The organism is Escherichia sp. KTE159 (genome assembly GCF_000408805.1).
In the GTDB taxonomy this organism is placed as follows: domain Bacteria; phylum Pseudomonadota; class Gammaproteobacteria; order Enterobacterales; family Enterobacteriaceae; genus Escherichia; species Escherichia marmotae.
Map to the genome: position 1 here is coordinate 884,576 of NZ_KE137292.1, position 23,520 is coordinate 908,095.

A 23,520-nucleotide genomic window follows, 5' to 3' on the forward strand; every position below is an offset into this window, starting at 1 on the left:
AGAAGCGGGGGAATTGCGGATTAAACGTTTTTACGTTCGATGGTCTGTTCGCCCCAAAAAAGCGAATCTTTATCGGTTTTGGCAAAGGCTTTGACTAACACTTCATCGCTACCTTCTTCCCAAATTTTTTCCGCCATTTTTTCGTCATACCCGGCGACTTCAAAAATGGCCTCGGCTATTTCCGGCGACGTATTGCGCAGAGATGCCCATTCACCCACGTGATGGGCTTTCGCTTCTTGAGTTGGCATGCGTATCCTCCTGTTGAAGATTAGCCATTAAGTTTGACTGCCAGACCAGCAACATATTCCCCCTGGTAACGTGCGATAGACAACTCTTCCTGGCTGGGCTGGCGCGAACCGTCACCGCCTGCAATGGTGGTAGCGCCGTAAGGCGTTCCGCCGCGAACCTGCGAGACGTCAAATAATTCCTGCGCTGCGTAGCCAATGGGGACAATCACCATGCCGTGATGCGCAAGGGTCGTCCAGGTGGAAGTAATGGTTTGTTCCTGACCGCCGCCAGTTCCGGTAGAGCTAAAGACGCTCGCCAGTTTGCCGTACAGCGCACCGGAAGCCCACAGGCCGCCAGTCTGATCCAGGAAGGTACGCATCTGCCCTGACATATTGCCAAAGCGGGTCGGCGTACCAAAAATGATGGCGTCGTAATCGGCCAGTTCTTGCGGGGTTGCAACGGGCGCAGTTTGCGGTTTACCGCCTGCTTTTTCGAATAATTGCGGCTGCATGGTTTCCGGTACACGCTTAACGACAACTTCTGCGCCATCGACTTTGCTTGCGCCTTCTGCGACTGCACGCGCCATCGTTTCAATATGTCCGTACATGGAATAATAAAGCACCAGAACTTTAGCCATTTCTAACCACTCCTCGTGTTATCTCTATTCCGTAGCGATTCGCTACCACTCATTTAAAGATAAGACGTCCTTTTCAGAGTGCAAATTTCACAACCACTTATTTGATTTATAACAACTTTCACAAGCCTGTAATTTTGTCGCAAAATGATACATTTTTATCTCATAGCGTTTTTTTAATCATAAGAGCGGCTTATGGCTGATTATCAGAAATGATATCTATTCTCGCTAAGAAGCTGTTGCAGGATATTACCAAACGCAGGCTTACCCGCGTCAGTTCACTAAGCTTAGTCCCACGTAGCGAAAATATGGCATCCGCCATACGCCGCGTTAATCCTGGGCACTATGATGACGGAGGTCAGTAATGGCAAACCATCGAGGCGGTTCCGGCAATTTTGCAGAAGACCGCGAAAGAGCATCAGAAGCAGGTAAAAAAGGTGGACAGCACAGCGGGGGGAATTTCAAAAATGACCCGCAGCGCGCATCTGAAGCAGGAAAAAAAGGTGGTAAAAGCAGTCACGGCAAAAGCGACAAATAGCCGGGCTTAATCAATGACGAATGCGTTTTTGTCTGACGCGCGTCATTAGCCACCACCGCCGGAAACCCCGGCGGTTTTTTCGTTCTGGTGTTCTCCTTTATATCCTCACGTTAATACCTTCTCGCTTATTCCATTCATATTGCGAATGTTGATGGTCGAGGCATTGTGCTGATTTTGCTATCCTGTTGCCCATCGACAAGAGGGGAGAGTGCATGACGCAAGGTGCAGTGAAAACAACGGGTAAACGTTCGCGCGCAGTGAGCGCGAAGAAAAAAGCGATTCTTAGCGCGGCACTGGACACTTTTTCACAATTCGGTTTTCACGGCACAAGACTGGAGCAAATTGCAGAGTTGGCGGGCGTTTCAAAAACCAATCTGCTGTATTACTTCCCGTCGAAAGAGGCACTGTATATTGCCGTGCTGCGGCAAATTCTGGATATCTGGCTGGCACCGTTAAAGGCGTTTCGTGAAGATTTCGCTCCGCTGGCGGCGATCAAAGAGTACATCCGGCTGAAGCTGGAAGTTTCCCGTGATTATCCGCAGGCTTCGCGCCTGTTCTGTATGGAGATGCTGGCTGGCGCGCCGCTGTTGATGGATGAACTGACCGGCGACCTGAAGGCGTTAATTGATGAGAAATCGGCGCTGATTGCCGGTTGGGTCAAAAGCGGCAAACTCGCACCGATTGACCCGCAGCATCTGATTTTTATGATTTGGGCTTCCACCCAACATTACGCTGATTTCGCTCCCCAGGTGGAGGCGGTAACGGGTGCGACATTGCGCGATGAGGTGTTTTTCAATCAAACGGTTGAAAACGTGCAGCGGATCATTATTGAAGGGATCCGACCACGTTAATGATGCCGGAGGAGGTTGCGACATCCTCCGGCTACCTGTTTAACCGATCGTCATCAAACTGGCGTTACCTCCGGCGGCAGCGGTATTCACACTCAGCGAGCGTTCAATATACAGTCGTTCCAGCAGGATATTGCTTTCGCCACGGGCAAACCCCTGCACTGAAACAATCGCACCGTCCCGTGCGGCAACCGCTTCACACAACGCCCGAAGCTGATCCGAATCACCGTGGAAGATCACCGCATCAAACGGTTGAGCGGTAATATTTTCCGCTTTCGCCAGTTGAATACGTTCGCTGACTGCCGATGGCAATGCCTTCACTAACTGACGATGCAGCGCGTCATCCGGCCACAGCACCTGGCTGCCCACAGCCAGCACGGCGGCAAGCTGGGTTAATGCATCCTGTTCATCATCCGCAATACACAGCACGCGCTCACGCGGCAGCAGCGTCCAGGTATTACGTTCACCCGTCGGTCCTGGCAGTAATCGCTGTGTTCCTGCCTGTGCCAGCTCGCCATATTGCGTACATAACGCCTGCAATTCTGTTCGGTTTGATGCCCATTCCCGCAGCGCATTCAGTGGCTGAATTAATGCTGCTTTCAGTTGGGCATCAACCGGATACTCTGCATCCTGACGTGCGAGCGTCACCGCCAGTGCACTTTCCGGGCGATTCGCCAGCAGACGGTAGAGATAGAGCGGACCACCCGCTTTCGGGCCTGTACCGGACAACCCTTCGCCGCCGAACGGCTGCACACCAACTACTGCGCCAACCATATTACGGTTAACATAAAGGTTGCCGACATGTGCCGAGCCAGTGACCTGGGCGATAGTTTCATCAATACGCGTATGGACACCGAGCGTCAGGCCATAGCCGGAAGCGTTAATCTGCTCGATCAGCTCCGGTAATTGATTACGGTTGTAGCGCACTACATGTAGCACCGGGCCAAAGACTTCTTTTTGCAATTCAGCAAAGCTATCCAGTTCGATCAGCGTCGGCGCGACAAAAGTGCCGCTTTGCCATTCACGGGCATCTTCACTGTTTTCCCGCACTGTCTGAAACACCGGACGGCCTTTGCTGCGCATGGTCTGAATATGACGCTCAATATTCGCTTTCGCTTCGCTATCGATCACCGGCCCGATATCGGTGGTCAGGCGACCCGGATTGCCCATTCGGCACTCGGCCATTGCGCCGCGCAGCATTTTCAACGTGTGATCGGCAATCTCATCTTGCAAACACAGCACGCGTAGCGCCGAACAACGCTGGCCTGCGCTGTCGAACGCCGAGGCCAGTACATCTATTACTACTTGTTCAGTCAGTGCTGAAGAATCGACAATCATCGCGTTCATCCCACCGGTTTCAGCGATAAGCGGAATAGGGCGACCCTGAGCGTCCAGACGGCTGGCGATATTGCGTTGTAGCAAGGTAGCGACTTCGGTTGAACCGGTGAACATCACCCCGCGCACACGATCATCCCCCGTCAGTTGTGCGCCCACGGTTTCACCCTGACCTGGCAGCAATTGTACTACGCCTGGCGGCACACCCGCTTCCAGCAAAATGGCGATCCCTTGCGCTGCAATCAGCGGCGTTTGCTCCGCCGGTTTTGCCAGTACGCTGTTACCTGCCGCCAGCGCGGCAGCAATTTGCCCGGTGAAAATGGCCAGCGGGAAGTTCCACGGGCTGATACATACCACGGGGCCTAAAGGACGATGCGTTTCGTTAGCGAAATCATCACGTACCTGTCCGGCGTAGTAGTGGAGAAAATCAACGGCTTCACGCACTTCGGCAATGGCGTTACTGAACGTTTTTCCGGCTTCACGCACCAGAATACCAATCAGTTGTTGCATCTGACTTTCCATTAGCACGGCAGCGCGATGCAAAATCGCTGCGCGTTCAGCCGGAGGGGTGGCAAACCAGATAGGCGCATTGTTGACGGCATTTTCCAGTGCCTGGTCCACTTCACGTGGCGTGGCTTCACGCACATAGCCCACAATATCTTTCGGTTCCGCCGGGTTGATAACGGGCGACATTTCGCCTGCCGCAACCGGTTGTTCCAGCATTGGCAAGGCCTGCCACTTTTGCAGCGCACTGTTGAGCAGAGCAGAGGAGAGTGACGCCAGACGGTGTTCGTTGGCGAGATCTAACCCTGCCGAGTTGTCGCGCCCGTGACCGTAGAGATCGCGCGGCAGGGGAATTTTCGGATGCGGTAATCCGGTTTGCCCTTCCTGCTGCGCTATTTTTTCTACGGCAGCGACCGGATCGGCAACCAGTTCATCCAGTGGCAGAGAGGTGTCGGCAATGCGGTTAACGAACGAGGTGTTAGCACCGTTTTCCAGCAGACGACGCACCAGATACGCCAGCAGCGTCTCATGTGTGCCAACCGGCGCATAAATACGACACGGACGGTTAAGTTTGCCGTCGGCAACTTTCCCGGTGACCTGCTCATACAGCGGCTCGCCCATACCATGCAGGCACTGGAACTCATACTGACCCGGATAGTAGTTCTGTCCCGCCAGTTGATAAATCGCCGCCAGCGTGTGGGCGTTGTGTGTCGCGAACTGCGGGTAGATTAAATTCGGCACCGCCAGCAGCTTTTTCGCACAGGCGAGATAAGAAACATCGGTGTACACCTTGCGGGTATAAACCGGATAGCCTTCAAGGCCATCCATCTGTGCTCGCTTGATTTCACTGTCCCAGTACGCGCCTTTCACCAGACGAATCATCAGGCGGCGACGGCTACGGGTCGCCAGATCAATCAGGTAATCAATTACCATCGGGCAGCGTTTCTGATAAGCCTGAATAACAAAACCGATGCCGTTCCAGCCTGCCAGTTCTGGCTCGAAACAGAGTTTTTCCAGCAGATCGAGGGAGATCTCCAGACGATCGGCCTCTTCGGCATCGATGTTAATACCAATATCGTACTGGCGTGCCAGCAGCGTCAGGGATTTCAGGCGCGGGTAAAGTTCGTCCATCACGCGGTCATACTGCGCGCGGCTGTAACGCGGGTGTAGGGCGGAGAGCTTAATTGAGATCCCCGGGCCTTCGTAGATACCGCGTCCGTTAGAGGCTTTACCAATCGCGTGGATAGCCTGCTGATAAGAGACCATATACGCCTGCGCGTCCGCTGCGGTTAGCGCGGCTTCGCCCAGCATATCGTATGAGTAACGGAAACCTTTCTCTTCCAGCTTACGGGCATTGGCTAACGCCTCCGCGATGGTTTCGCCGGTGACGAACTGTTCACCCATCAGACGCATCGCCATATCCACACCTTTGCGGATCAGTGGTTCACCGCTCTTACCGATAATGCGGTTCAGCGAACGGGAGAGGCTGGCTTCGTTATGGGTAGAAACCAGTTTACCGGTAAAAAGTAGCCCCCAGGTGGCGGCATTAACAAACAGCGACGGGCTACGACCAATATGTGACTGCCAGTTACCATTGCTGATTTTGTCGCGAATTAAGGCGTCACGGGTGGCTTTATCGGGGATACGCAGTAACGCTTCTGCCAGACACATCAGCGCTACACCTTCCTGTGATGACAGCGAAAACTCCTGCAATAGTCCCTGAACCATGCCTGCGCGACCACTGGCGTTTTTTTGGTTACGCAGTTTATCCGCCAGTTGATATGCCAGTTTATGCGCCTGTTCAGCAACCGGCTGTGGCAGACGAGCTTGTTCCAGTAACATGGAAACAGCTTCTGTTTCCGGGCGGCGATACGCGGCGGTGATGGCGGCGCGGGAAACCGACTGCGGCAAAATTTGCTCGGCAAAATCGAGGAAAGGCTGGTGTGGTTCATCTGCCGGATTCGGTGCTTCATCGCTCTCATTGGCCGCGCCAGAAAGCAGCGCAGGTAGCTCCGGCAAGGTATCGCTGTTTTCAAGTTGTTCGAGATAAGAAAAAATCGCCTGCTTAATTAACCAGTGTGGTGTGCGATCGATACGTGTCGCGGCAGACTTAATACGCTCACGCGTCGCGTCGTCCAGCTTAACCCCCATAGTGGTGGTTCCCATGCCATTACTCCTGTTGTTCTGAAAGGTGCAACTTAACGTTATCGTGAAATATCCATTATGTTGCAACTTTGTGCAACTGCGTTAAATGTGACCTGCGTAGCAAGCTTAAAAATGAATGAAATGTTAATAAAAGTAATCGTTATGACAGGAATTAAAAAAGTAACGCAGACTTTTTCTCTGCGGCAGTTAACATTTTTGAAAGGTGCAACCGCAAAAAATGTGAGGGAGTGCAACCTGATGGAAAATAGTATCGCTGGGTAATAAAAATTGATGTAAATGATGTGTTAAATCGATTGTGAATAACCAGCGCTTACGGCAGGATACGGTCGCCCTGGTAAACATAAACTCTGTTACCCCGTTCCGGTGGCAGATATAACGGCAAGTTTCGACATTGCCGATAATATTTTTTTGGAGACTTTAGATGGCTATTAGCACACCGATGTTGGTGACGTTTTGTGTCTATATCTTTGGCATGATATTGATTGGGTTTATCGCCTGGCGATCAACCAAAAACTTTGACGATTATATTTTGGGTGGCCGCAGTCTTGGCCCATTTGTAACGGCATTATCGGCGGGTGCGTCGGATATGAGCGGCTGGTTATTAATGGGGTTGCCGGGCGCGGTATTTCTTTCCGGGATTTCAGAAAGCTGGATCGCCATTGGCCTGACATTAGGCGCGTGGATCAACTGGAAACTGGTGGCCGGGCGGTTGCGTGTTCATACCGAATACAACAATAACGCCTTAACTCTGCCGGACTATTTCACCGGGCGCTTTGAAGATAAAAGCCGTATTTTGCGTATTATCTCCGCGCTGGTTATTTTACTGTTTTTCACTATTTATTGTGCTTCGGGCATTGTGGCTGGCGCACGTCTGTTTGAAAGCACCTTCGGCATGAGTTACGAAACGGCTCTGTGGGCAGGTGCGGCGGCGACCATCCTTTATACCTTTATTGGCGGTTTCCTCGCGGTGAGCTGGACCGATACCGTGCAGGCCAGCCTGATGATTTTTGCGCTGATCCTCACTCCGGTGATCGTGATTATCAGCGTCGGTGGTTTTGGTGACTCGCTGGAAGTGATCAAACAAAAGAGCATTGAAAACGTTGATATGCTCAAAGGCCTGAACTTTGTCGCCATTATCTCGCTGATGGGGTGGGGGCTGGGCTACTTCGGGCAGCCGCATATTCTGGCGCGTTTTATGGCAGCGGATTCCCACCATAGCATCGTCCATGCGCGTCGTATCAGCATGACCTGGATGATCCTCTGCCTGGCCGGAGCGGTGGCTGTCGGCTTCTTTGGTATTGCTTACTTTAATGATCATCCGGCGGTAGCGGGTGCGGTAAACCAGAATGCTGAACGCGTATTTATCGAACTGGCGCAAATTCTGTTTAATCCGTGGATTGCCGGAATTCTGTTGTCAGCGATTCTGGCAGCGGTGATGTCAACATTAAGCTGTCAGTTGCTGGTATGTTCCAGTGCGATTACCGAAGATCTGTACAAAGCGTTTCTGCGTAAACATGCCAGCCAGAAAGAACTGGTGTGGGTTGGGCGCGTGATGGTGCTGGTGGTGGCGCTGGTGGCCATTGCGTTGGCGGCAAACCCGGAAAACCGCGTGCTGGGTCTGGTGAGCTACGCGTGGGCAGGTTTTGGTGCGGCGTTTGGTCCGGTCGTGCTGTTCTCGGTAATGTGGTCACGCATGACGCGCAACGGTGCGCTGGCGGGGATGATTATTGGCGCGCTTACGGTTATCGTCTGGAAACAGTTCGGCTGGCTGGGGCTGTACGAAATTATTCCGGGCTTTATCTTCGGCAGCATTGGGATTGTGGTGTTCAGTTTGCTGGGTAAAGCACCGTCAGCGGCGATGCAAAAACGTTTTGCTGAAGCGGATGCGCATTATCATTCGGCGCCACCGTCACGGTTGCAGGAAAGCTAAGGGAAGGCGTTTTACCGAAACATAACAGGCAGCAGGCAGAGGGCAATCAGTGATTGCCCTCTGTGTTTTCTTTCAAAGTATTTTTACATTTCATCATCATTATCACTACATTTCGCTTGTGTTTTCCTTCGCCGTAATGATAATCGCTATCACTGCGATTTACTTTTCTTTGCATAGATTGACTCAGAAAAACGTTTAAGGGTGGGTGGCATGTTTGTTCCGTTTCTCATTATGTTGCGCGAAGGACTTGAAGCCGCGCTGATTGTTAGTTTGATTGCCAGCTATCTTAAGCGTACCCAGCGGGGCCGATGGATTGGTGTGATGTGGATTGGCGTGTTGCTTGCCGCCGCGTTGTGCCTGGGACTGGGCATCTTCATTAATGAAACCACCGGCGAATTCCCACAAAAAGAACAAGAACTGTTTGAAGGTATCGTGGCGGTGATTGCCGTGGTGATCCTCACCTGGATGGTTTTCTGGATGCGCAAAGTGTCGCGCAACGTCAAAGTGCAACTGGAACAGGCGGTCGATAGCGCATTGCAGCGCGGAAACCATCACGGCTGGGCGCTGGTGATGATGGTCTTTTTTGCCGTTGCAAGGGAAGGGCTGGAGTCGGTCTTTTTCTTGCTGGCGGCATTTCAACAGGATGTCGGGATTTGGCCGCCGCTGGGCGCAATGCTTGGTCTCGCTACTGCCGTAGTGCTCGGTTTCTTGCTCTACTGGGGGGGGATTCGCCTGAACCTTGGCGCATTTTTCAAATGGACGAGCCTGTTTATCCTCTTCGTCGCCGCAGGGCTGGCCGCTGGTGCCATTCGCGCATTTCATGAAGCCGGACTGTGGAACCACTTCCAGGAAATCGCCTTCGATATGAGCGCGGTGCTCTCAACTCACTCTCTGTTCGGTACGCTGATGGAAGGTATTTTTGGTTATCAGGAAGCGCCCAGCGTCAGCGAAGTGGCCGTCTGGTTTATTTATCTCATCCCGGCGCTGGTGGCGTTTGCTCTGCCGCCACGTACCGGTACGACAGCGTCTCGCTCCGTGTAACGAATACGACGCAAACTCTTACTTAGTTACAACATACTTTAAAGGGATAGTCTCGTCATGACCATTAACTTCCGCCGTAGCGCACTGTACCTGAGCGTGGCTGCGCTTTTCTCCACCGCTTTTATGGCTAACGCTGCTGATGTTCCGCAGGTCAAAGTGACTGTGACGGATAAACAGTGCGAACCGATGACCATTACGGTCAACGCCGGTAAAACGCAGTTCATTATTCAGAATCACAGCCAGAAGGCACTGGAGTGGGAGATCCTCAAAGGTGTGATGGTGGTGGAAGAGCGGGAAAATATCGCCCCTGGTTTTAGCCAGAAAATGACGGCGAATTTACAGCCAGGTGAATACGATATGACCTGCGGTCTGCTGACTAACCCGAAAGGGAAGTTGATCGTCAAAGGCGAGGCGACGGCGGATGCGGCGCAAAGCGATGCGCTGTTAAGTCTTGGCGGTGCAATTACCGAATATAAAGCGTATGTCATGGCGGAAACCGCGCAACTGGTTACCGATACCAAAGCCTTTACCGACGCCATCAAAGCAGGTGATATCGAAAAAGCCAAAGCACTGTATGCCCCGACGCGCCAGCACTATGAGCGCATTGAACCAATCGCTGAACTGTTCTCTGATCTGGATGGCAGCATTGACGCGCGTGAGGATGATTACGAACAAAAAGCGGCTGACCCGAAATTCACCGGTTTCCACCGTCTGGAAAAAGCGCTGTTTGGCGACAACACCACCAAAGGGATGGATAAGTACGCTGACCAGCTTTATACCGATGTGGTCGATTTGCAAAAACGTATCAGTGAACTGGCTTTCCCGCCATCAAAAGTCGTTGGTGGCGCAGCCGGGCTGATCGAAGAAGTGGCAGCCAGCAAAATCAGTGGTGAAGAAGATCGCTACAGCCATACCGATCTGTGGGACTTCCAGGCAAACATTGAAGGCTCTCAGAAAATTGTCGATCTGCTGCGTCCACAATTACAAAAAGCTAATCCAGAACTGCTGGCGAAAGTTGACGCCAACTTCAAAAAAGTCGATACCATTCTGGCGAAATATCGAACTAAAGACGGTTTTGAAACCTACGATAAGCTGACCGATGCCGACCGTAACGCGCTGAAAGGGCCGATTACTGCGCTGGCAGAAGATCTGGCGCAACTTCGCGGTGTGCTGGGACTGGATTAAGCGTTATGCAGTACAAAAATGAAAACGGCGTGAATGAACCGTCACGCCGACGTTTACTGAAAGGGATTGGCGCGCTGGCGCTGGCAGGGAGTTGCCCGGTCGCTCATGCGCAAAAAGTGCAAAGTGCGCCGGGTACGCTTTCGCCAGAAGCGCGCAATGAGAAACAACCTTTTTATGGTGAGCATCAGGCGGGCATTCTGACACCACAGCAAGCTGCAATGATGCTGGTGGCGTTTGATGTGCTGGCCAGCGATAAAGCCGATCTTGAGCGGCTGTTTCGTTTGCTGACTCAGCGGTTTGCTTTTCTGACTCAGGGCGGAGTGGCACCAGAAACGCCCAATCCTCGCTTGCCGCCACTCGATTCCGGCATTCTCGGCGGATACATTGCGCCTGATAATCTCACTATTACACTGTCTGTGGGGCATTCGTTGTTTGATGAGCGGTTTGGCCTTGCGTCGCAGATGCCGAAAAAGTTGCAGAAGATGACGCGTTTCCCTAACGACTCGCTGGATGCAGCATTGTGTCATGGTGATGTGCTGTTGCAGATTTGCGCTAACACCCAGGACACGGTGATCCATGCGCTGCGCGATATCATTAAACACACGCCAGATTTACTCAGCGTTCGCTGGAAACGGGAAGGGTTTATTTCCGATCATGCGGCGCGTAGCAAAGGCAAAGAGACGCCGATTAATTTGCTGGGCTTCAAAGATGGCACCGCCAATCCCGACAGCCAGAATACGAAACTGATGCAAAAAGTGGTGTGGGTAACGGCAGATCAGCAGGAGCCAGCCTGGACTATTGGTGGCAGCTACCAGGCCGTGCGTTTAATTCAGTTTCGGGTGGAGTTTTGGGACAGAACACCACTGAAAGAGCAGCAGACGATTTTTGGTCGAGATAAACAAACCGGTGCACCGCTGGGTATGCAGCATGAGCATGATGTACCGGATTACGCCAGTGACCCTGAAGGGAAGGTGATTGCGCTGGACAGCCATATCCGGCTGGCGAATCCCCGCACGCCAGAGAGTGAGTCCAGCCTGATGCTGCGTCGCGGCTACAGTTATTCGTTGGGTGTCACCAACTCCGGGCAACTTGATATGGGGCTTTTGTTTGTCTGCTACCAACACGATCTGGAAAAAGGCTTCCTGACAGTTCAAAAAAGGCTGAATGGTGAGGCTCTGGAGGAATATGTCAAACCCATCGGCGGGGGGTATTTTTTTGCGCTGCCGGGGGTGAAGGATGCGAACGATTACCTGGGAAGCGCGTTATTGCGGGTTTAATGTTTGTTTACGCCGCATCTGGTGTTCGTGCTCTGATGCCTGATGCGACGCTTGCGCGTCTTATCATGCCTACGGTTAGGGTACAGAGCACACTAATATCGACCCAAATTGCTCGTTTTTGTCATCACACTGTCATCTTTGCGATACAAGCTAATGTCATCAAAATGGTGGTTTATAGTTAAATATAAGTAAATATATTGTTGCAATGAATAAGAGATCTGTTGTACTTATTATGTAACAGCGGTAGTTCCCGGCAGTGATAGTCAGTCACTATGGAGATCGCGGATGGTAACGTCCTGTACTGGACATGTTTTTGACAATCAACGCTCGACCAAACGCGGAGACTTCTCCTCCGGTAGCAACTGCGTCACTCTACATTCTCATCCACTTCCTTTCTTTATTCGTGTTACCGACGCCTTTAACGGTGCGCGTAGCCGTTTTCGGTGTTATTTCCAAAAGCAAACTATGGCTTACAAGGAAGCCAACCCTCTGATGTTCGTGCGCATAATCGCGCTGCCAACGGCGCGTGTGATGAATACAAACAACTCAAGGTGCTCTCCATGGGAAGACAAAAAGCAGTGATCAAAGCTCGTCGCGAGGCAAAACGTGTGCTGAGACGGGATTCGCGTAGCCATAAACAGCGTGAAGAAGAATCGGTCACCTCGCTTGTGCAGATGAGCGGCGTAGAAGCCATTGGCATGGCTCGCGACAGTCGTGATACTTCGCCAATCGCCGCGCGAAATGAAGCGCAATTGCACTATCTGAAGGCTATTGAGAGTAAGCAGCTTATATTTGCCACTGGCGAAGCCGGGTGCGGCAAAACCTGGATCAGTGCTGCAAAAGCGGCAGAGGCTCTGATTCATAAGGATGTCGACAGGATTATCGTCACCCGTCCAGTATTGCAGGCCGATGAAGATCTTGGCTTCTTACCTGGAGATATTGCAGAAAAGTTTGCTCCTTATTTTCGCCCGGTCTATGACGTGCTTGTCCGGCGCCTGGGGGCTTCCTTTATGCAGTATTGCCTGCGACCGGAAATAGGGAAGGTGGAAATCGCGCCGTTCGCCTACATGCGTGGACGTACCTTTGAAAATGCAGTTGTCATTCTTGACGAGGCGCAGAATGTGACTGCCGCGCAAATGAAAATGTTTTTAACCCGCCTCGGGGAAAACGTGACGGTTATCGTCAACGGTGATATCACGCAATGCGATTTACCTCGCGGCGTGCGATCCGGATTAAGTGACGCTCTGGAACGTTTTGAAGAAGATGAGATGATCGGGATTGTCCGATTCGGCAAAGATGATTGCGTACGTTCGGCACTTTGCCAACGAACGCTACATGCTTACAGCTAAGTGTATTATTGGTTCAAAGCCCGGGCGAGCCGGGCTTTGAGATTGATGACAAACGTAAGATGCCTGATGCGCTACGCTTATCAGACCTACAAGATAATCACAATGTATTGAATTTGCGAGATTTTGTGGGGCGGATAAGACGTTCATGCCACATCCGGCATGAACAAAGCGCACAGTGTCAACAATCTGAGAACCCCGGCCGGGGCTTCTCATCCCCCCGGTGTATGCGATATGCGAAAAAAAAGCCCGTACTTTCGTACGAGCTCTTCTTAAAATATGGCGGTGAGGGGGGGATTCGAACCCCCGATACGTTGCCGTATACACACTTTCCAGGCGTGCTCCTTCAGCCACTCGGACACCTCACCAAATTGTTGTTCCTGTCTTGCTGGAACGGGCGCTAATTTAGGGAAATCATGGCCTGAGGTCAACAAACTTTTTAAAAAAATCGCGCGTTTATTCAAACTTCAATCAATATGCAGTTTTAATAAGCGAAATCTGCTTTTTTTGCCACCGACCGCTGATTTGTTATGCTGGTGGTCTTTGTAGATCATAACGATAAGTGCGAATAAATTTCGCTCAGATTTTTCGGGAGTCAGTATGGATATCATCTTTTATCACCCAACGTTTGATACCCAATGGTGGATTGATGCGCTAGGGAAATCGCTTCCACATGCAAGAGTCAGAGCATGGGAAACCGGCGATAATCATCCTGCGGATTATGCTTTGGTCTGGCATCCTCCGGTCGGGATGCTGGCAGGGCGTGACCTTAAGGCAGTGTTCGCGTTGGGTGCTGGTGTTGATTCGATTTTGAGTAAATTACAGACACACCCTGAAATGCTGAAACCGTCTATTCCGCTTTTTCGCCTGGAAGATACCGGTATGGGCGAGCAAATGCAGGAGTACGCAGTGAGCCAGGTGTTGCACTGGTTTCGGCGCTTTGACGATTATCGCGAGCAACAAAATGCTTCGCTTTGGCAACCACTGCCTGAATATCACCGGGAAGATTTTACTATCGGCATTCTGGGGGCTGGTGTATTGGGCAGTAAAGTCGCACAGAGTTTGCGAACCTGGCGCTTTCCATTGCGTTGTTGGAGTCGCACTCGTAAATCCTGGTCTGGTGTTCAAAGCTTTGCCGGAAGCGAAGAGTTGCACGCATTTCTGAGCCAATGCCGCGTATTGATTAATCTTCTACCGAATACCCCCGAAACGGCCGGCATTATTAATCAACAATTATTAGAAAAATTACCGGATGGCGCGTATCTCCTGAATCTGGCGCGTGGCGTTCATGTAGTAGAAGATGACCTGCTCGCGGCGCTGGATAGCGGTAAGGTTAAAGCGGCGATGCTGGATGTTTTTAATCGTGAACCCTTACCGTCGGAAAGTCGGCTCTGGCAACATCCACGTGTGACAATAACACCACATGTTGCAGCCATTACCCGACCTGCTGAAGCGGTGGAGTATATTGCACGCACCATTACGCAACTTGAACGAGGGGAGACTGCTAGCGGGCAGGTCGATCGCGCTCGAGGCTACTAATAAAGCTTCCGGATTCCTGCTATCCTTGGCGGTAATTGAATACAGGAGAGAGTTATGTATCCCGTCGACCTTCATATGCATACCGTTGCCAGTACGCATGCATATAGCACATTAAGTGATTACATTGCCCAGGCCAAACAGAAGGGCATTAAACTTTTTGCGATCACCGATCATGGCCCGGATATGGAAGATGCACCGCACCATTGGCACTTCATTAATATGCGTATCTGGCCGCGAGTGGTCGATGGGGTAGGGATCCTGCGTGGAATCGAAGCCAACATCAAAAACGTTGATGGTGAAATTGACTGCAGCGGCAAAATGTTTGAGTCGCTGGATTTGATCATTGCTGGTTTTCATGAACCAGTTTTTGCACCACATGATAAAGCCACCAACACGCAAGCGATGATCGCGACTATTGCCAGTGGTAATGTGCATATTATAAGCCATCCGGGGAACCCCAAATATTCCATAGATTTTAACGCTGTTGCCGAAGCAGCGGCTAAATATCAGGTGGCGCTGGAAATTAATAATTCCTCATTCTTACATTCGCGTAAGGGCAGTGAAGAAAACTGCCGTGCAGTGGCTGCGGCGGTGCGCGATGCCGGAGGCTGGGTCGCGTTAGGATCGGATTCTCACACCGCGTTTACCATGGGGGACTTTGCAGAGTGTCGTAAAATCCTCGACGCGGTTGATTTTCCGCAAGAGCGTATTCTGAATGTTTCACCGCGCCGCTTACTGAACTTCCTTGAATCTCGCGGTATGGCACCAATTGCAGAATTTGCTGATCTTTAATTGTTATTAACGGAAATAAATTAATGAACGAGTTTTCTATCCTGTGTCGTGTACTGGGTTCGCTCTATTACCGCCAACCGCAGGACCCTTTACTGGTTCCGCTGTTTACCTTGATTCGTGAAGGAAAACTGGCGGCGAACTGGCCGCTGGAACAGGATGAATTACTGGCGCGCTTGCAGAAAAGCTGTGATATGGCGCAAGTATCTGCCGATTACAATGCACTATTTGTCGGAGATGAATGCGCAGTTTCGCCTTATCGCAGCGCCTGGGTTGAGGGTGCCACTGAAGCAGAAGTGCGTGCTTTTCTTTCCGAACGCGGGATGCCGTTAGCGGATACGCCAGCGGATCATATCGGTACTTTATTGCTGGCAGCTTCCTGGTTGGAAGATCAGTCAACAGAAGATGAAAGCGAAGCGCTGGAAACACTGTTCAGCGAGTATCTGTTGCCCTGGTGCGGCGCATTTCTCGGTAAAGTTGAGGCCCATGCGACCACGCCGTTCTGGCGTACCATGGCACCGCTGACCCGCGATGCCATTAGCGCAATGTGGGATGAACTTGAGGAACAGTCAGAAGAATAAATGTGACTCACGTCACTTATAACTGCAATCTATAATTTGCCGTTGCATAAAATGTGTGCTCGATCTCATTCAATTTCGCGTTTTCTGCTATTATGCGCGGCATGAACATACTTCTCTCTATTGCAATCACAACAGGCATTCTCTCCGGTATCTGGGGATGGGTGGCTGTTTCTCTTGGCTTACTTAGCTGGGCGGGTTTCCTGGGCTGCACGGCCTACTTTGCCTGTCCACAGGGTGGTTTGAAAGGACTGGCAATCTCCGCTGCAACGTTGCTGAGTGGCATGGTGTGGGCGATGGTTATTATTCACGGTAGTGCGCTGGCACCACATCTGGAAATTCTCGGTTATGTCATAACGGGGATTGTGGCTTTTCTGATGTGTATTCAGGCTAAACATCTGTTGTTGTCGTTTGTCCCTGGTACATTTATCGGCGCATGTGCGACGTTTGCCGGGCAGGGGAACTGGAAGCTGGTTTTACCCTCTCTGGCGCTTGGGTTGGTGTTTGGCTACGCGATGAAAAACAGTGGTCTTTGGCTGGCAGCGCGCGGTGCTAAGTCCGCTCAGCGAGAGCAACAAGTCAAAAATAAAGCGTGAGGAGCACTCACGCTTTAGATTGAATAGTAAAGAGCCAGCTTTTTTATGTATCAGGATTCCGGCGGTACTGATAAGTGGCGGTATTTCACCAGAATGTCATTCTGCCGTTCTGCTTTATTCTGCAAATCCCACAGGCCACGGTCGATACCGTCGTTAATCAGGAAGATAACGCCTGTTTCGATGGCTGACATCAGGCACAGCATAACCGGCTCGTTAGAGGTATAACCCACTTCCCCTTCCAGTAACCGTTGGTAGTCAATAAAGCGGAAGACACCCGCCTGGACTTCATAGGAAAGGATTGTCTTACTGGTGTTCACCGAAGAAAGGATCTCACCGGTACTCACATTGACGACGCGCAGGTTCACGGCGATTTGATCAAGTTGGTATTGCGTGTCTGCACCAATACCAAAGTATCTCGCCCCAACACCGCCCGATTTGACGTTGCTTTCATAACCAATAATTGAGCCTTCAACCATGATATTGGCTGCGGTCAGCGATTGAAGCGGGATTCGGTTGTTTACCGCTACAGTACCGTTTTCCTGTGCTGCACGAATAATCTTGCGTTCGTTGAGCAGGTTTTGTAGGCCCTGACGCTCCAGCGGTATAAACCAGCGAGAATCTTTCAATGCCGTGACCAGCATCGCGGTGGCGCTTTGCGGAACAGCAGTGGAGAAGTTACTCGCCGGGTAGGCTTTAAATTGCCCGGTTTCGTCCTGAATGTTGTATACCGAAACAAAGATCTTACCCGTTGGTGCAGGTAAATGGGTCAAATCTTTATAGCTCTGGGCTCGAGGCATTAATGTTGGCTTGGCGGCTTCTTTTGGTGGGGCGGTTAAGCATCCGCTCAGCAACATGACGGCAACCAAAACAAATAAGCGCTGCATGATTAATTTCCTTATGAAGCTGGGGCTTAAAAATCGGTTGAGTTATTTTGTAAACCCGACACTTCAATAGTCGAAGTTTGTCCGGTTTTACGATCTGTCACGTTCAACTGCAATTGACCATCGCGGTTGGCAATATCGATAATATATTCGTTAGTCACCATTCGGCCCGGTTTGCCAGTGTTAATATTCGACAGCAGGCCACCTAAAATTTGTGACTGAATAGCCTGGGTGAAGTTATCCAGCGCTGATGGTGTTTCAATGCCAAAGTCATCGTTATAGCTGGGATCTTTATATGAGTTCTGTGCCTGGGCGCTATTTAATAAAAAAGCGCCGTTATTCGGGTTGCCACCAAAGTTTGGGTTGCGGAACTGAAAGGTCATAGTTCCAGCCCAACTTAATGGAGAAATAAGCATGAGTAGAACTACTGCATGTTTGACACGCATTGCAGCCTCCTGACAAATTTTTTATTTAGAATTCATCATGCGCCAAATCGCCCGTACCCAATAACGCTTGATTTATCTGGCGACGATTTAGTGCTTCTTCAGTTTGTATCAGTGCAAAGACGACAGTTTTCTCGAAGTCTCTTTTCAACGGGAATAAAAATGTCTGGAAAATAACGTCCTGATTCACCGTTATTGTGATCCAGCTTCCCCATCGTGCACTGGGTCTTTCATTAATCGTTAAATTACCGGTGTAGTCACTTTCCCATTTATCACTAAAGGCACGGTAAAAATCGTGCCCAATAGATGAAACAGTATGGTCAGTTAACAATCCCGGTACTTCTACCTCAACGGCGTGAACATTGCCCGCAGCGAAGAGAAGTTCTGCTGCTACAATCCAGCATAAATAACGTTTCATGGCTTTATCGCCTGAGGTTATCGTTTGCCCATGAGACCGCTTGTGTTCGGTTTTTTACAGCTATCTTCTTGAAAAGATTATAAAGATGCGTTTTAACCGTATTTTCGCTGATGAACAGCGAACGAGCAATCTCGTTATTGGAGGCGCCGATACGCAGCTTATTAAGGATCTCTTTTTCCCTATGAGTAAGGAGGGCAGATTCCGTGCTGTTATAACGATAGTTACCGGAATGTGTAATCAGGTAACTGGCAAGCTTTTGCGTAAAGTAGCATTCACCACGTAAGACGCCTTGCAACCCATTGACTACGCGTTCTTGATCCTCCATGGCGTAAAAAACACCATTGATATGTGGCCAGTTTTCAATGTCGCGGTACGGATAATCATCTGGGGTATTTAACAACATTGTTTTAATGTTGTTGTGTTTTCTGCTTAATGTATCCTGCCAGTAATGAATGAGCTTTTTATCTGCTTCCATCATATCCAACAGAATAATGCAGCCAGAAGATATATCGTCCAGAGAACGTTGAATATTATGCAGTTTTCCTGTGATTGCCAGCGATTGTTTTAAATGCTGCAATAACGCTGTCGCCTGCAAGGAAGGTTTAGTGATCAACAGTAAAGTATGACCATGAACACTATGGACTTCATTAAACATGATGAAACCCCGCTTTTTTTTATTAATCGCGCACCTGACAGCTACCTCTAAAAATAGAGGCACCAGAAGTACTGACAGATGTTGCACTGCTGTGTGTAGTAATAAATCAACCCTAAATGGGTAAAATATAAAACTAATGGATTACATCTGATTTCAATCTAGCTATTACAAATCTTAAAGCAAGTGTTAAACGTGTAACAAAATGTAATCTGTCATTTAAAAATGTTAACACTGCGGGGTGATTAAGTTTAGAAATGATAGAAAAGTTGTACATATAGCTTTTATTGCACAATTTTAAAAAATCATACAAATAACGCTAAGTCCATAATTATGCATATAAAATTTATTCCCACATAGTCCTTTTGTTGCGTGGAAATTTCTTAATTTTTCGGAGGTTCTCCCTGGACAAATTTTTGCTGCAAAAAGACGATGTTTGTCACGGCTTGTTGAACAGACATATCGACGTAATCTTCTCGACTTGTGCAGAGAGGCCGTCCGTTGAATTTTTGCGGTCAAAAAATAGCAATTTAAAAGTAAACAAAATATTTTTACGTAAATAACAGCGTATTTACGCGAGTTTTAATACTTTGGTATGAACAAAAAAAGAAAAATACAACGCGTGGGTGAGTTATTAAAAATATTTCTACAGACATACTTTCCATCGTAACGCAGCGTTAACAAAAAGCGGTTTGCGTTAACAACCAAGTTGAAGTGATTTAAATTTCTTTAATGTACGACCAGGTCCAGGGTGACAACATGAAAAACAGATTGTTATTTATGATGTTAACAGTACTGGGTGCGCCTGGGATTGCAGCCGCGGCAGGTTATGATTTGGCTAATTCAGAATATAACTTTGCGGTAAATGAATTGAGTAAGTCTTCATTTAATCAGGCAGCCATAATTGGTCAAACTGGCGCTAATAATAGCGCGCAGTTACGGCAGGGAGGCTCTAAACTTTTGTCGGTTATTTCGCAAGAAGGTAATAGTAACCGAGCCAGGATTGACCAGAAAGGAGATTATAACCTTGCGTATATTGACCAGACGGGCAATGCCAACGATGCCAGTATATCGCAAGGCGCATATGGTAATACTGCAATGATTATCCAGAAAGGTTCTGGTAATAAAGCAAATATTACTCAGTATGGTACTCAAAAAACGGCAATTGTAGTGCAGAGACAGTCGCAAATGGCTATTCGCGTGACACAACGTTAATTTCCATACGACTTTTAAATCAATCCGATGGGGGTTTTACATGAAACTTTTAAAAGTAGCAGCAATTGCAGCAATCGTATTCTCTGGTAGTGCTCTGGCAGGTGCTATTCCTCAGTACGGCGGCGGTGGCGGCGGCAACCACGGTGGTGGCGGCAATAACAGCGGCCCGAATTCAGAGCTGAATATTTACCAGTACGGCGGCGGTAACTCTGCTGTTGCATTGCAGGCTGATGCCCGCAACTCCGATCTGACTATTACCCAGCATGGCGGCGGTAACGGCGCTGATGTTGGACAAGGTTCTGATGACAGCTCAATCGATCTGACTCAGCGTGGTTTCGGTAACAGCGCTACTCTCGATCAGTGGAATGGTAAAGATTCTACTATGACCGTTAAACAGTTCGGTGGTGGTAACGGTGCTGCTGTTGACCAGACTGCATCTAACTCCAGCGTCAACGTAACTCAGGTTGGCTTTGGTAACAACGCGACCGCTCATCAGTACTAATACAGAATTTGTATGACAGAAACAGGGCGTAAGCCCTGTTTTTTTTCGGGAGAATAGTATGAACGCGTTATTACTTCTCGCGGCGCTTTCCAGCCAGATAACCTTTAATACGACCCAGCAAGGCGACATGTACACCATTATCCCTGAAGTCACCCTGACACAATCTTGCCTGTGTCGGGTACAAATATTGTCTCTGCGCGAAGGCAGTTCTGGGCAAAGCCAGACGAAGCAAGAAAAGACCCTCTCAGTGCCCGCTAATCAACCCATTGCTTTGACAAAATTGAGCTTAAATATTTCCCCGGACGATCGAGTGAAAATAGTTGTTACTGTTTCTGATGGACAGTCACTGCATTTATCACAACAATGGCCGCCATCTTCAGGAAAGTCTTAATGCGTTGATATATTGAGCATAAAATGAATCGGGAGAGAATGGTCTGATGCGAATCGGCCAACCTGACAGTATGGATAACAGCAACCCTCAAGGATGATTAATCATTGAGGAAATAGAATAAATGTTCAGACCATTTTTAAACTCTCTTATGCTCGGCAGTCTGGTTTACCCTTTTATTGCCATCGCAGGCAGTAATGCACAAGGTGGCGTGATCTATTTTCGTGGTCAAATTGTAGAACCGACATGTGATGTCAGTACTCTTCAGGCACCACCAGAAATGACCTGTATGCAGAATGGTTCGGTTCCGGACAAAACCTATTCCAGCAAAGAGTTGATGAGCGGTAACGTCAAAAATCCGCAAATTGCCTCAGTAAAAGTGCAGTACCTTGATGAGCAGAAAAAGCTGGCTGTGATGAACATCGAATATAACTAAGTTTCTGAGCAACTCACGTTGCTGACAACAAAAATGCGATTTCCCTAAAAGCCCTGCTGTACACTTAAGGAACAAGATGGTGTAAGGAGGCGTTATGAAATCGCGTATTCATGTTGTGCAGGGTGATATTACCAAACTGGCCGTTGATGTTATTGTTAATGCGGCAAATCCATCATTAATGGGGGGCGGCGGTGTTGATGGCGCTATTCATCGCGCTGCTGGTCCGGCCTTGCTGGATGCTTGTTTAAAAGTTCGTCAGCAACAGGGCGATTGCCCTACGGGACATGCAGTCATTACTCTTGCAGGCGATCTTCCTGCCAAAGCAGTTGTGCATACCGTTGGGCCAGTCTGGCGCGGGGGCGAACAAAATGAAGACCAGTTATTGCAGGATGCCTATCTCAATAGTCTGCGACTGGTGGCTGCGAACGGTTATTCGTCAGTGGCTTTTCCTGCCATTAGCACTGGTGTATATGGTTACCCGCGTGCTGCTGCGGCTGAAATAGCTGTAAAAACCGTTTCGGAATTTATTACCCGTCACGCTTTACCTGAGCAAGTATACTTTGTCTGTTATGATGCAGAAAACGCCCACCTCTACGAAAGACTCCTTACCCAACAAGGAGATGAATGATTTGCCTCGGCTGGCGAGCGCGGTGCTGCCGTTGTGCTCGCAACATCCTGGAAAATGCGGCATTTTCCCTCTTGATAAAAGCCTGGATGCGTTTGCCGCAAGATATTATCTGGCGGAAATGGCGGAACATACGCTGGATGTTCAGTACTACATTTGGCAGGACGATATGTCGGGGCGGTTGCTGTTTTCCGCCCTGTTAGCCGCAGCGAAGCGTGGCGTTCGCGTCCGGTTGTTGCTCGATGACAACAATACCCCCGGGCTTGATGACATTTTACGATTGCTCGATAGTCACCCGCGTATTGAAGTCCGGCTTTTCAATCCTTTCTCGTTTCGTTTGTTGCGCCCGCTTGGCTATATCACCGATTTTTCCCGCCTCAATCGCCGTATGCATAATAAAAGTTTTACCGTTGATGGTGTGGTAACGCTGGTGGGCGGGCGAAACATTGGCGACGCTTATTTTGGTGCGGGGGAAGAGCCGCTTTTTTCTGATTTAGATGTCATGGCAATCGGGCCAGTAGTTGAGGACGTTGCCGATGATTTCGCCCGCTACTGGTATTGCAAATCGGTTTCACCGTTGCAGCAGGTGCTGGATGTTCCCGATGGCGAAATGGCTGACCGCATTGAGCTACCTGCGTCCTGGTACAACGACAGCGGGACACATCGCTATTTGCGCCAAATGGAGTTAAGTCCTTTTATAAATCAACTGGTTGACGGGACATTGCCGCTAATCTGGGCAAGAACGCGTTTATTAAGTGATGATCCCGCGAAAGGGGAGGGCAAGGCAAAACGCCATTCACTGCTGCCGCAACGTCTGTTCGATATCATGGGCTCACCCAGCGAACGTATTGATATTATCTCTTCCTATTTTGTGCCAACGCGCGCGGGAGTGGCGCAGCTTTTACGAATGGTGAGAAAAGGGGTCAAGATAGCTATCTTAACCAATTCACTTGCCGCTAACGATGTCGCTGTCGTTCATGCCGGGTATGCCCGCTGGCGCAAAAAATTGCTCCGCTATGGCGTTGAATTATATGAACTGAAGCCGACGCGGGAACAGAGCGGAACGCTGCACGATCGCGGTATAACCGGGAATTCTGGCGCAAGTCTGCATGCCAAAACGTTTAGTGTCGATGGCAAAATAGTGTTTATTGGCTCATTCAATTTCGATCCGCGTTCAACGCTGCTCAATACTGAAATGGGCCTGGTGATAGAGAGTGAAACGCTGGCGCAATTAATCGATAAACGCTTTATGCAGAGTCAGTATGATGCGGCCTGGCAGCTCCGTTTGGATCGTTGGGGAAGGATCAACTGGGTCGATCGTCATGGGAAGGAAGATATTATCCTCAAAAAAGAACCCGCAACCAGTTTCTGGAAGCGGGTTATGGTCAGACTGGCGTCAATATTGCCCGTAGAATGGTTATTATAA

25 protein-coding genes and 1 tRNA gene are annotated in these 23,520 nt (G+C 49.7%); 18 read left to right on the forward strand and 8 right to left on the reverse strand.

The window, feature by feature from the left end; all coding sequences use genetic code 11:
* Positions 1-20 precede the first annotated feature (20 nt).
* Both A31E_RS17350 and wrbA read right to left on the reverse strand, forming a co-directional pair.
* Positions 21-248 carry a YccJ family protein gene (locus tag A31E_RS17350; protein ID WP_001143120.1) on the reverse strand — a complete coding sequence of 76 codons (228 nt, stop codon included), beginning with the start codon at positions 246-248 and terminating at the stop codon, positions 21-23.
* 20 nt (positions 249-268) lie between these two features.
* On the reverse strand, positions 269-865 hold the full coding sequence (wrbA, locus tag A31E_RS17345) for an NAD(P)H:quinone oxidoreductase (RefSeq protein ID WP_001151439.1): 597 nt from the start codon (positions 863-865) through the stop codon (positions 269-271).
* A gap of 361 nt (positions 866-1,226) precedes the next feature.
* Here wrbA and A31E_RS17340 point away from each other — a divergent pair, with 361 nt between their 5' ends.
* Positions 1,227-1,400 carry a con-10 family general stress protein gene (locus A31E_RS17340; protein WP_001273657.1) on the forward strand — a complete coding sequence of 58 codons (174 nt, stop codon included), beginning with the start codon at positions 1,227-1,229 and terminating at the stop codon, positions 1,398-1,400.
* Positions 1,401-1,612: 212 nt separating this feature from the next.
* On the forward strand, positions 1,613-2,251 hold the full coding sequence (gene rutR / locus A31E_RS17335; protein WP_000191701.1) for an HTH-type transcriptional regulator RutR: 639 nt from the start codon (positions 1,613-1,615) through the stop codon (positions 2,249-2,251).
* Positions 2,252-2,290: 39 nt separating this feature from the next.
* On the opposite strand, the gene putA is transcribed toward rutR, so the two are convergent.
* Complete coding sequence (gene putA / locus A31E_RS17330) at positions 2,291-6,253, reverse strand: trifunctional transcriptional regulator/proline dehydrogenase/L-glutamate gamma-semialdehyde dehydrogenase (RefSeq protein ID WP_010377195.1); 3,963 nt, start codon at positions 6,251-6,253, stop codon at positions 2,291-2,293.
* Between the two features lie 57 nt (positions 6,254-6,310).
* Here putA and A31E_RS0122295 point away from each other — a divergent pair, with 57 nt between their 5' ends.
* From A31E_RS0122295 to phoH, 6 genes are all read left to right on the forward strand, one after another.
* Positions 6,311-6,514 carry a hypothetical protein gene (locus A31E_RS0122295; protein ID WP_000939659.1) on the forward strand — a complete coding sequence of 68 codons (204 nt, stop codon included), beginning with the start codon at positions 6,311-6,313 and terminating at the stop codon, positions 6,512-6,514.
* Between the two features lie 160 nt (positions 6,515-6,674).
* Positions 6,675-8,183, forward strand: a complete 1,509-nt coding sequence (putP, locus tag A31E_RS17325) for a sodium/proline symporter PutP (protein ID WP_001018482.1) — start codon at positions 6,675-6,677, stop codon at positions 8,181-8,183.
* 210 nt (positions 8,184-8,393) lie between these two features.
* Positions 8,394-9,224, forward strand: coding sequence for an iron uptake transporter permease EfeU (efeU, locus tag A31E_RS17320; protein ID WP_000497945.1), 831 nt, complete (start codon positions 8,394-8,396; stop codon positions 9,222-9,224).
* Positions 9,225-9,281: 57 nt separating this feature from the next.
* Positions 9,282-10,409, forward strand: coding sequence for an iron uptake system protein EfeO (gene efeO, locus A31E_RS17315; protein WP_016248579.1), 1,128 nt, complete (start codon positions 9,282-9,284; stop codon positions 10,407-10,409).
* Between the two features lie 5 nt (positions 10,410-10,414).
* Complete coding sequence (gene efeB / locus A31E_RS17310) at positions 10,415-11,686, forward strand: iron uptake transporter deferrochelatase/peroxidase subunit (RefSeq protein WP_016248580.1); 1,272 nt, start codon at positions 10,415-10,417, stop codon at positions 11,684-11,686.
* A gap of 560 nt (positions 11,687-12,246) precedes the next feature.
* Positions 12,247-13,035 (forward strand): phosphate starvation-inducible protein PhoH, encoded by a 789-nt coding sequence (gene phoH / locus A31E_RS17305; protein ID WP_000533531.1) that lies wholly within the window; start codon positions 12,247-12,249, stop codon positions 13,033-13,035.
* Between the two features lie 277 nt (positions 13,036-13,312).
* Here the strand turns inward: phoH and A31E_RS17300 are convergent.
* A tRNA-Ser gene (locus tag A31E_RS17300) sits at positions 13,313-13,400 on the reverse strand.
* A gap of 232 nt (positions 13,401-13,632) precedes the next feature.
* Here A31E_RS17300 and ghrA point away from each other — a divergent pair.
* From ghrA to A31E_RS17280, 4 genes are all read left to right on the forward strand, one after another.
* Entirely contained in the window at positions 13,633-14,571 is a 939-nt protein-coding gene (ghrA, locus tag A31E_RS17295) for a glyoxylate/hydroxypyruvate reductase GhrA (RefSeq protein WP_016248581.1), read from the forward strand.
* Positions 14,572-14,625: 54 nt separating this feature from the next.
* Positions 14,626-15,363, forward strand: a complete 738-nt coding sequence (gene ycdX / locus A31E_RS17290) for a zinc-binding phosphatase (protein ID WP_000283676.1) — start codon at positions 14,626-14,628, stop codon at positions 15,361-15,363.
* A gap of 23 nt (positions 15,364-15,386) precedes the next feature.
* The gene (ycdY, locus tag A31E_RS17285; protein WP_001516162.1) at positions 15,387-15,941 is read left to right on the forward strand and encodes a molecular chaperone YcdY; all 555 of its coding nucleotides are present in this window, start codon (positions 15,387-15,389) and stop codon (positions 15,939-15,941) included.
* A 101-nt stretch (positions 15,942-16,042) separates the two neighbouring features.
* Positions 16,043-16,534 (forward strand): DUF1097 domain-containing protein, encoded by a 492-nt coding sequence (locus A31E_RS17280; protein ID WP_010377210.1) that lies wholly within the window; start codon positions 16,043-16,045, stop codon positions 16,532-16,534.
* Positions 16,535-16,584: 50 nt separating this feature from the next.
* Here the strand turns inward: A31E_RS17280 and csgG are convergent, their stop codons facing one another.
* From csgG to csgD, 4 genes are read right to left on the reverse strand one after another with little or no spacing between them, the layout of a single operon-like run.
* Positions 16,585-17,418, reverse strand: a complete 834-nt coding sequence (gene csgG, locus A31E_RS17275; protein ID WP_001189334.1) for a curli production assembly/transport protein CsgG — start codon at positions 17,416-17,418, stop codon at positions 16,585-16,587.
* Positions 17,419-17,444: 26 nt separating this feature from the next.
* On the reverse strand, positions 17,445-17,861 hold the full coding sequence (gene csgF / locus A31E_RS17270; RefSeq protein WP_001264092.1) for a curli production assembly/transport protein CsgF: 417 nt from the start codon (positions 17,859-17,861) through the stop codon (positions 17,445-17,447).
* Positions 17,862-17,886: 25 nt separating this feature from the next.
* The gene (csgE, locus tag A31E_RS17265) at positions 17,887-18,276 is read right to left on the reverse strand and encodes a curli production assembly/transport protein CsgE (RefSeq protein ID WP_000833232.1); all 390 of its coding nucleotides are present in this window, start codon (positions 18,274-18,276) and stop codon (positions 17,887-17,889) included.
* A 4-nt stretch (positions 18,277-18,280) separates the two neighbouring features.
* Positions 18,281-18,931: a biofilm master transcriptional regulator CsgD gene (csgD, locus tag A31E_RS17260; protein ID WP_000481523.1), complete on the reverse strand. Its 651-nt coding sequence runs from the start codon at positions 18,929-18,931 to the stop codon at positions 18,281-18,283.
* A 756-nt stretch (positions 18,932-19,687) separates the two neighbouring features.
* On the opposite strand from csgD, the gene csgB reads away from it, so the two are divergent.
* From csgB to clsC, 6 genes are all read left to right on the forward strand, one after another.
* On the forward strand, positions 19,688-20,143 hold the full coding sequence (gene csgB, locus A31E_RS17255) for a curli minor subunit CsgB (RefSeq protein WP_001516164.1): 456 nt from the start codon (positions 19,688-19,690) through the stop codon (positions 20,141-20,143).
* A 40-nt stretch (positions 20,144-20,183) separates the two neighbouring features.
* A complete protein-coding gene (gene csgA / locus A31E_RS17250; protein WP_000771420.1) occupies positions 20,184-20,645 on the forward strand; it encodes a curli major subunit CsgA in 462 nt (153 codons plus the stop codon).
* Positions 20,646-20,703: 58 nt separating this feature from the next.
* Positions 20,704-21,036, forward strand: a complete 333-nt coding sequence (gene csgC / locus A31E_RS17245; RefSeq protein WP_000992824.1) for a curli assembly chaperone CsgC — start codon at positions 20,704-20,706, stop codon at positions 21,034-21,036.
* A 121-nt stretch (positions 21,037-21,157) separates the two neighbouring features.
* A complete protein-coding gene (locus tag A31E_RS17240; RefSeq protein WP_000489594.1) occupies positions 21,158-21,469 on the forward strand; it encodes a type 1 fimbrial protein in 312 nt (103 codons plus the stop codon).
* Between the two features lie 94 nt (positions 21,470-21,563).
* A complete protein-coding gene (ymdB, locus tag A31E_RS17235; protein ID WP_000842235.1) occupies positions 21,564-22,097 on the forward strand; it encodes an O-acetyl-ADP-ribose deacetylase in 534 nt (177 codons plus the stop codon).
* Positions 22,039-23,520: a cardiolipin synthase ClsC gene (gene clsC / locus A31E_RS17230; protein ID WP_001516165.1), complete on the forward strand. Its 1,482-nt coding sequence runs from the start codon at positions 22,039-22,041 to the stop codon at positions 23,518-23,520. Before ymdB ends, clsC begins: the two co-directional genes overlap by 59 nt.

What these genes read in the sequence shown, in the direction of transcription:
- A31E_RS0122295 (WP_000939659.1), top strand. Translation starts at nt 6,311, where the DNA reads ATGTTGCAACTTTGTGCAACTGCGTTAAATGTGACCTGCGTAGCAAGC.
- efeU (WP_000497945.1), top strand. Translation starts at nt 8,394, where the DNA reads ATGTTTGTTCCGTTTCTCATTATGTTGCGCGAAGGACTTGAAGCCGCG.
- putP (WP_001018482.1), top strand. Translation starts at nt 6,675, where the DNA reads ATGGCTATTAGCACACCGATGTTGGTGACGTTTTGTGTCTATATCTTT.
- csgB (WP_001516164.1), top strand. Translation starts at nt 19,688, where the DNA reads ATGAAAAACAGATTGTTATTTATGATGTTAACAGTACTGGGTGCGCCT.
- A31E_RS17340 (WP_001273657.1), top strand. Translation starts at nt 1,227, where the DNA reads ATGGCAAACCATCGAGGCGGTTCCGGCAATTTTGCAGAAGACCGCGAA.
- csgD (WP_000481523.1), bottom strand. Translation starts at nt 18,931, where the DNA reads ATGTTTAATGAAGTCCATAGTGTTCATGGTCATACTTTACTGTTGATC.
- clsC (WP_001516165.1), top strand. Translation starts at nt 22,039, where the DNA reads ATGATGCAGAAAACGCCCACCTCTACGAAAGACTCCTTACCCAACAAG.
- csgG (WP_001189334.1), bottom strand. Translation starts at nt 17,418, where the DNA reads ATGCAGCGCTTATTTGTTTTGGTTGCCGTCATGTTGCTGAGCGGATGC.
- wrbA (WP_001151439.1), bottom strand. Translation starts at nt 865, where the DNA reads ATGGCTAAAGTTCTGGTGCTTTATTATTCCATGTACGGACATATTGAA.
- ymdB (WP_000842235.1), top strand. Translation starts at nt 21,564, where the DNA reads ATGAAATCGCGTATTCATGTTGTGCAGGGTGATATTACCAAACTGGCC.
- rutR (WP_000191701.1), top strand. Translation starts at nt 1,613, where the DNA reads ATGACGCAAGGTGCAGTGAAAACAACGGGTAAACGTTCGCGCGCAGTG.
- ycdX (WP_000283676.1), top strand. Translation starts at nt 14,626, where the DNA reads ATGTATCCCGTCGACCTTCATATGCATACCGTTGCCAGTACGCATGCA.
- ycdY (WP_001516162.1), top strand. Translation starts at nt 15,387, where the DNA reads ATGAACGAGTTTTCTATCCTGTGTCGTGTACTGGGTTCGCTCTATTAC.
- A31E_RS17240 (WP_000489594.1), top strand. Translation starts at nt 21,158, where the DNA reads ATGTTCAGACCATTTTTAAACTCTCTTATGCTCGGCAGTCTGGTTTAC.
- putA (WP_010377195.1), bottom strand. Translation starts at nt 6,253, where the DNA reads ATGGGAACCACCACTATGGGGGTTAAGCTGGACGACGCGACGCGTGAG.
- phoH (WP_000533531.1), top strand. Translation starts at nt 12,247, where the DNA reads ATGGGAAGACAAAAAGCAGTGATCAAAGCTCGTCGCGAGGCAAAACGT.
- csgE (WP_000833232.1), bottom strand. Translation starts at nt 18,276, where the DNA reads ATGAAACGTTATTTATGCTGGATTGTAGCAGCAGAACTTCTCTTCGCT.
- efeB (WP_016248580.1), top strand. Translation starts at nt 10,415, where the DNA reads ATGCAGTACAAAAATGAAAACGGCGTGAATGAACCGTCACGCCGACGT.
- efeO (WP_016248579.1), top strand. Translation starts at nt 9,282, where the DNA reads ATGACCATTAACTTCCGCCGTAGCGCACTGTACCTGAGCGTGGCTGCG.
- A31E_RS17280 (WP_010377210.1), top strand. Translation starts at nt 16,043, where the DNA reads ATGAACATACTTCTCTCTATTGCAATCACAACAGGCATTCTCTCCGGT.
- csgA (WP_000771420.1), top strand. Translation starts at nt 20,184, where the DNA reads ATGAAACTTTTAAAAGTAGCAGCAATTGCAGCAATCGTATTCTCTGGT.
- csgC (WP_000992824.1), top strand. Translation starts at nt 20,704, where the DNA reads ATGAACGCGTTATTACTTCTCGCGGCGCTTTCCAGCCAGATAACCTTT.
- ghrA (WP_016248581.1), top strand. Translation starts at nt 13,633, where the DNA reads ATGGATATCATCTTTTATCACCCAACGTTTGATACCCAATGGTGGATT.
- A31E_RS17350 (WP_001143120.1), bottom strand. Translation starts at nt 248, where the DNA reads ATGCCAACTCAAGAAGCGAAAGCCCATCACGTGGGTGAATGGGCATCT.
- csgF (WP_001264092.1), bottom strand. Translation starts at nt 17,861, where the DNA reads ATGCGTGTCAAACATGCAGTAGTTCTACTCATGCTTATTTCTCCATTA.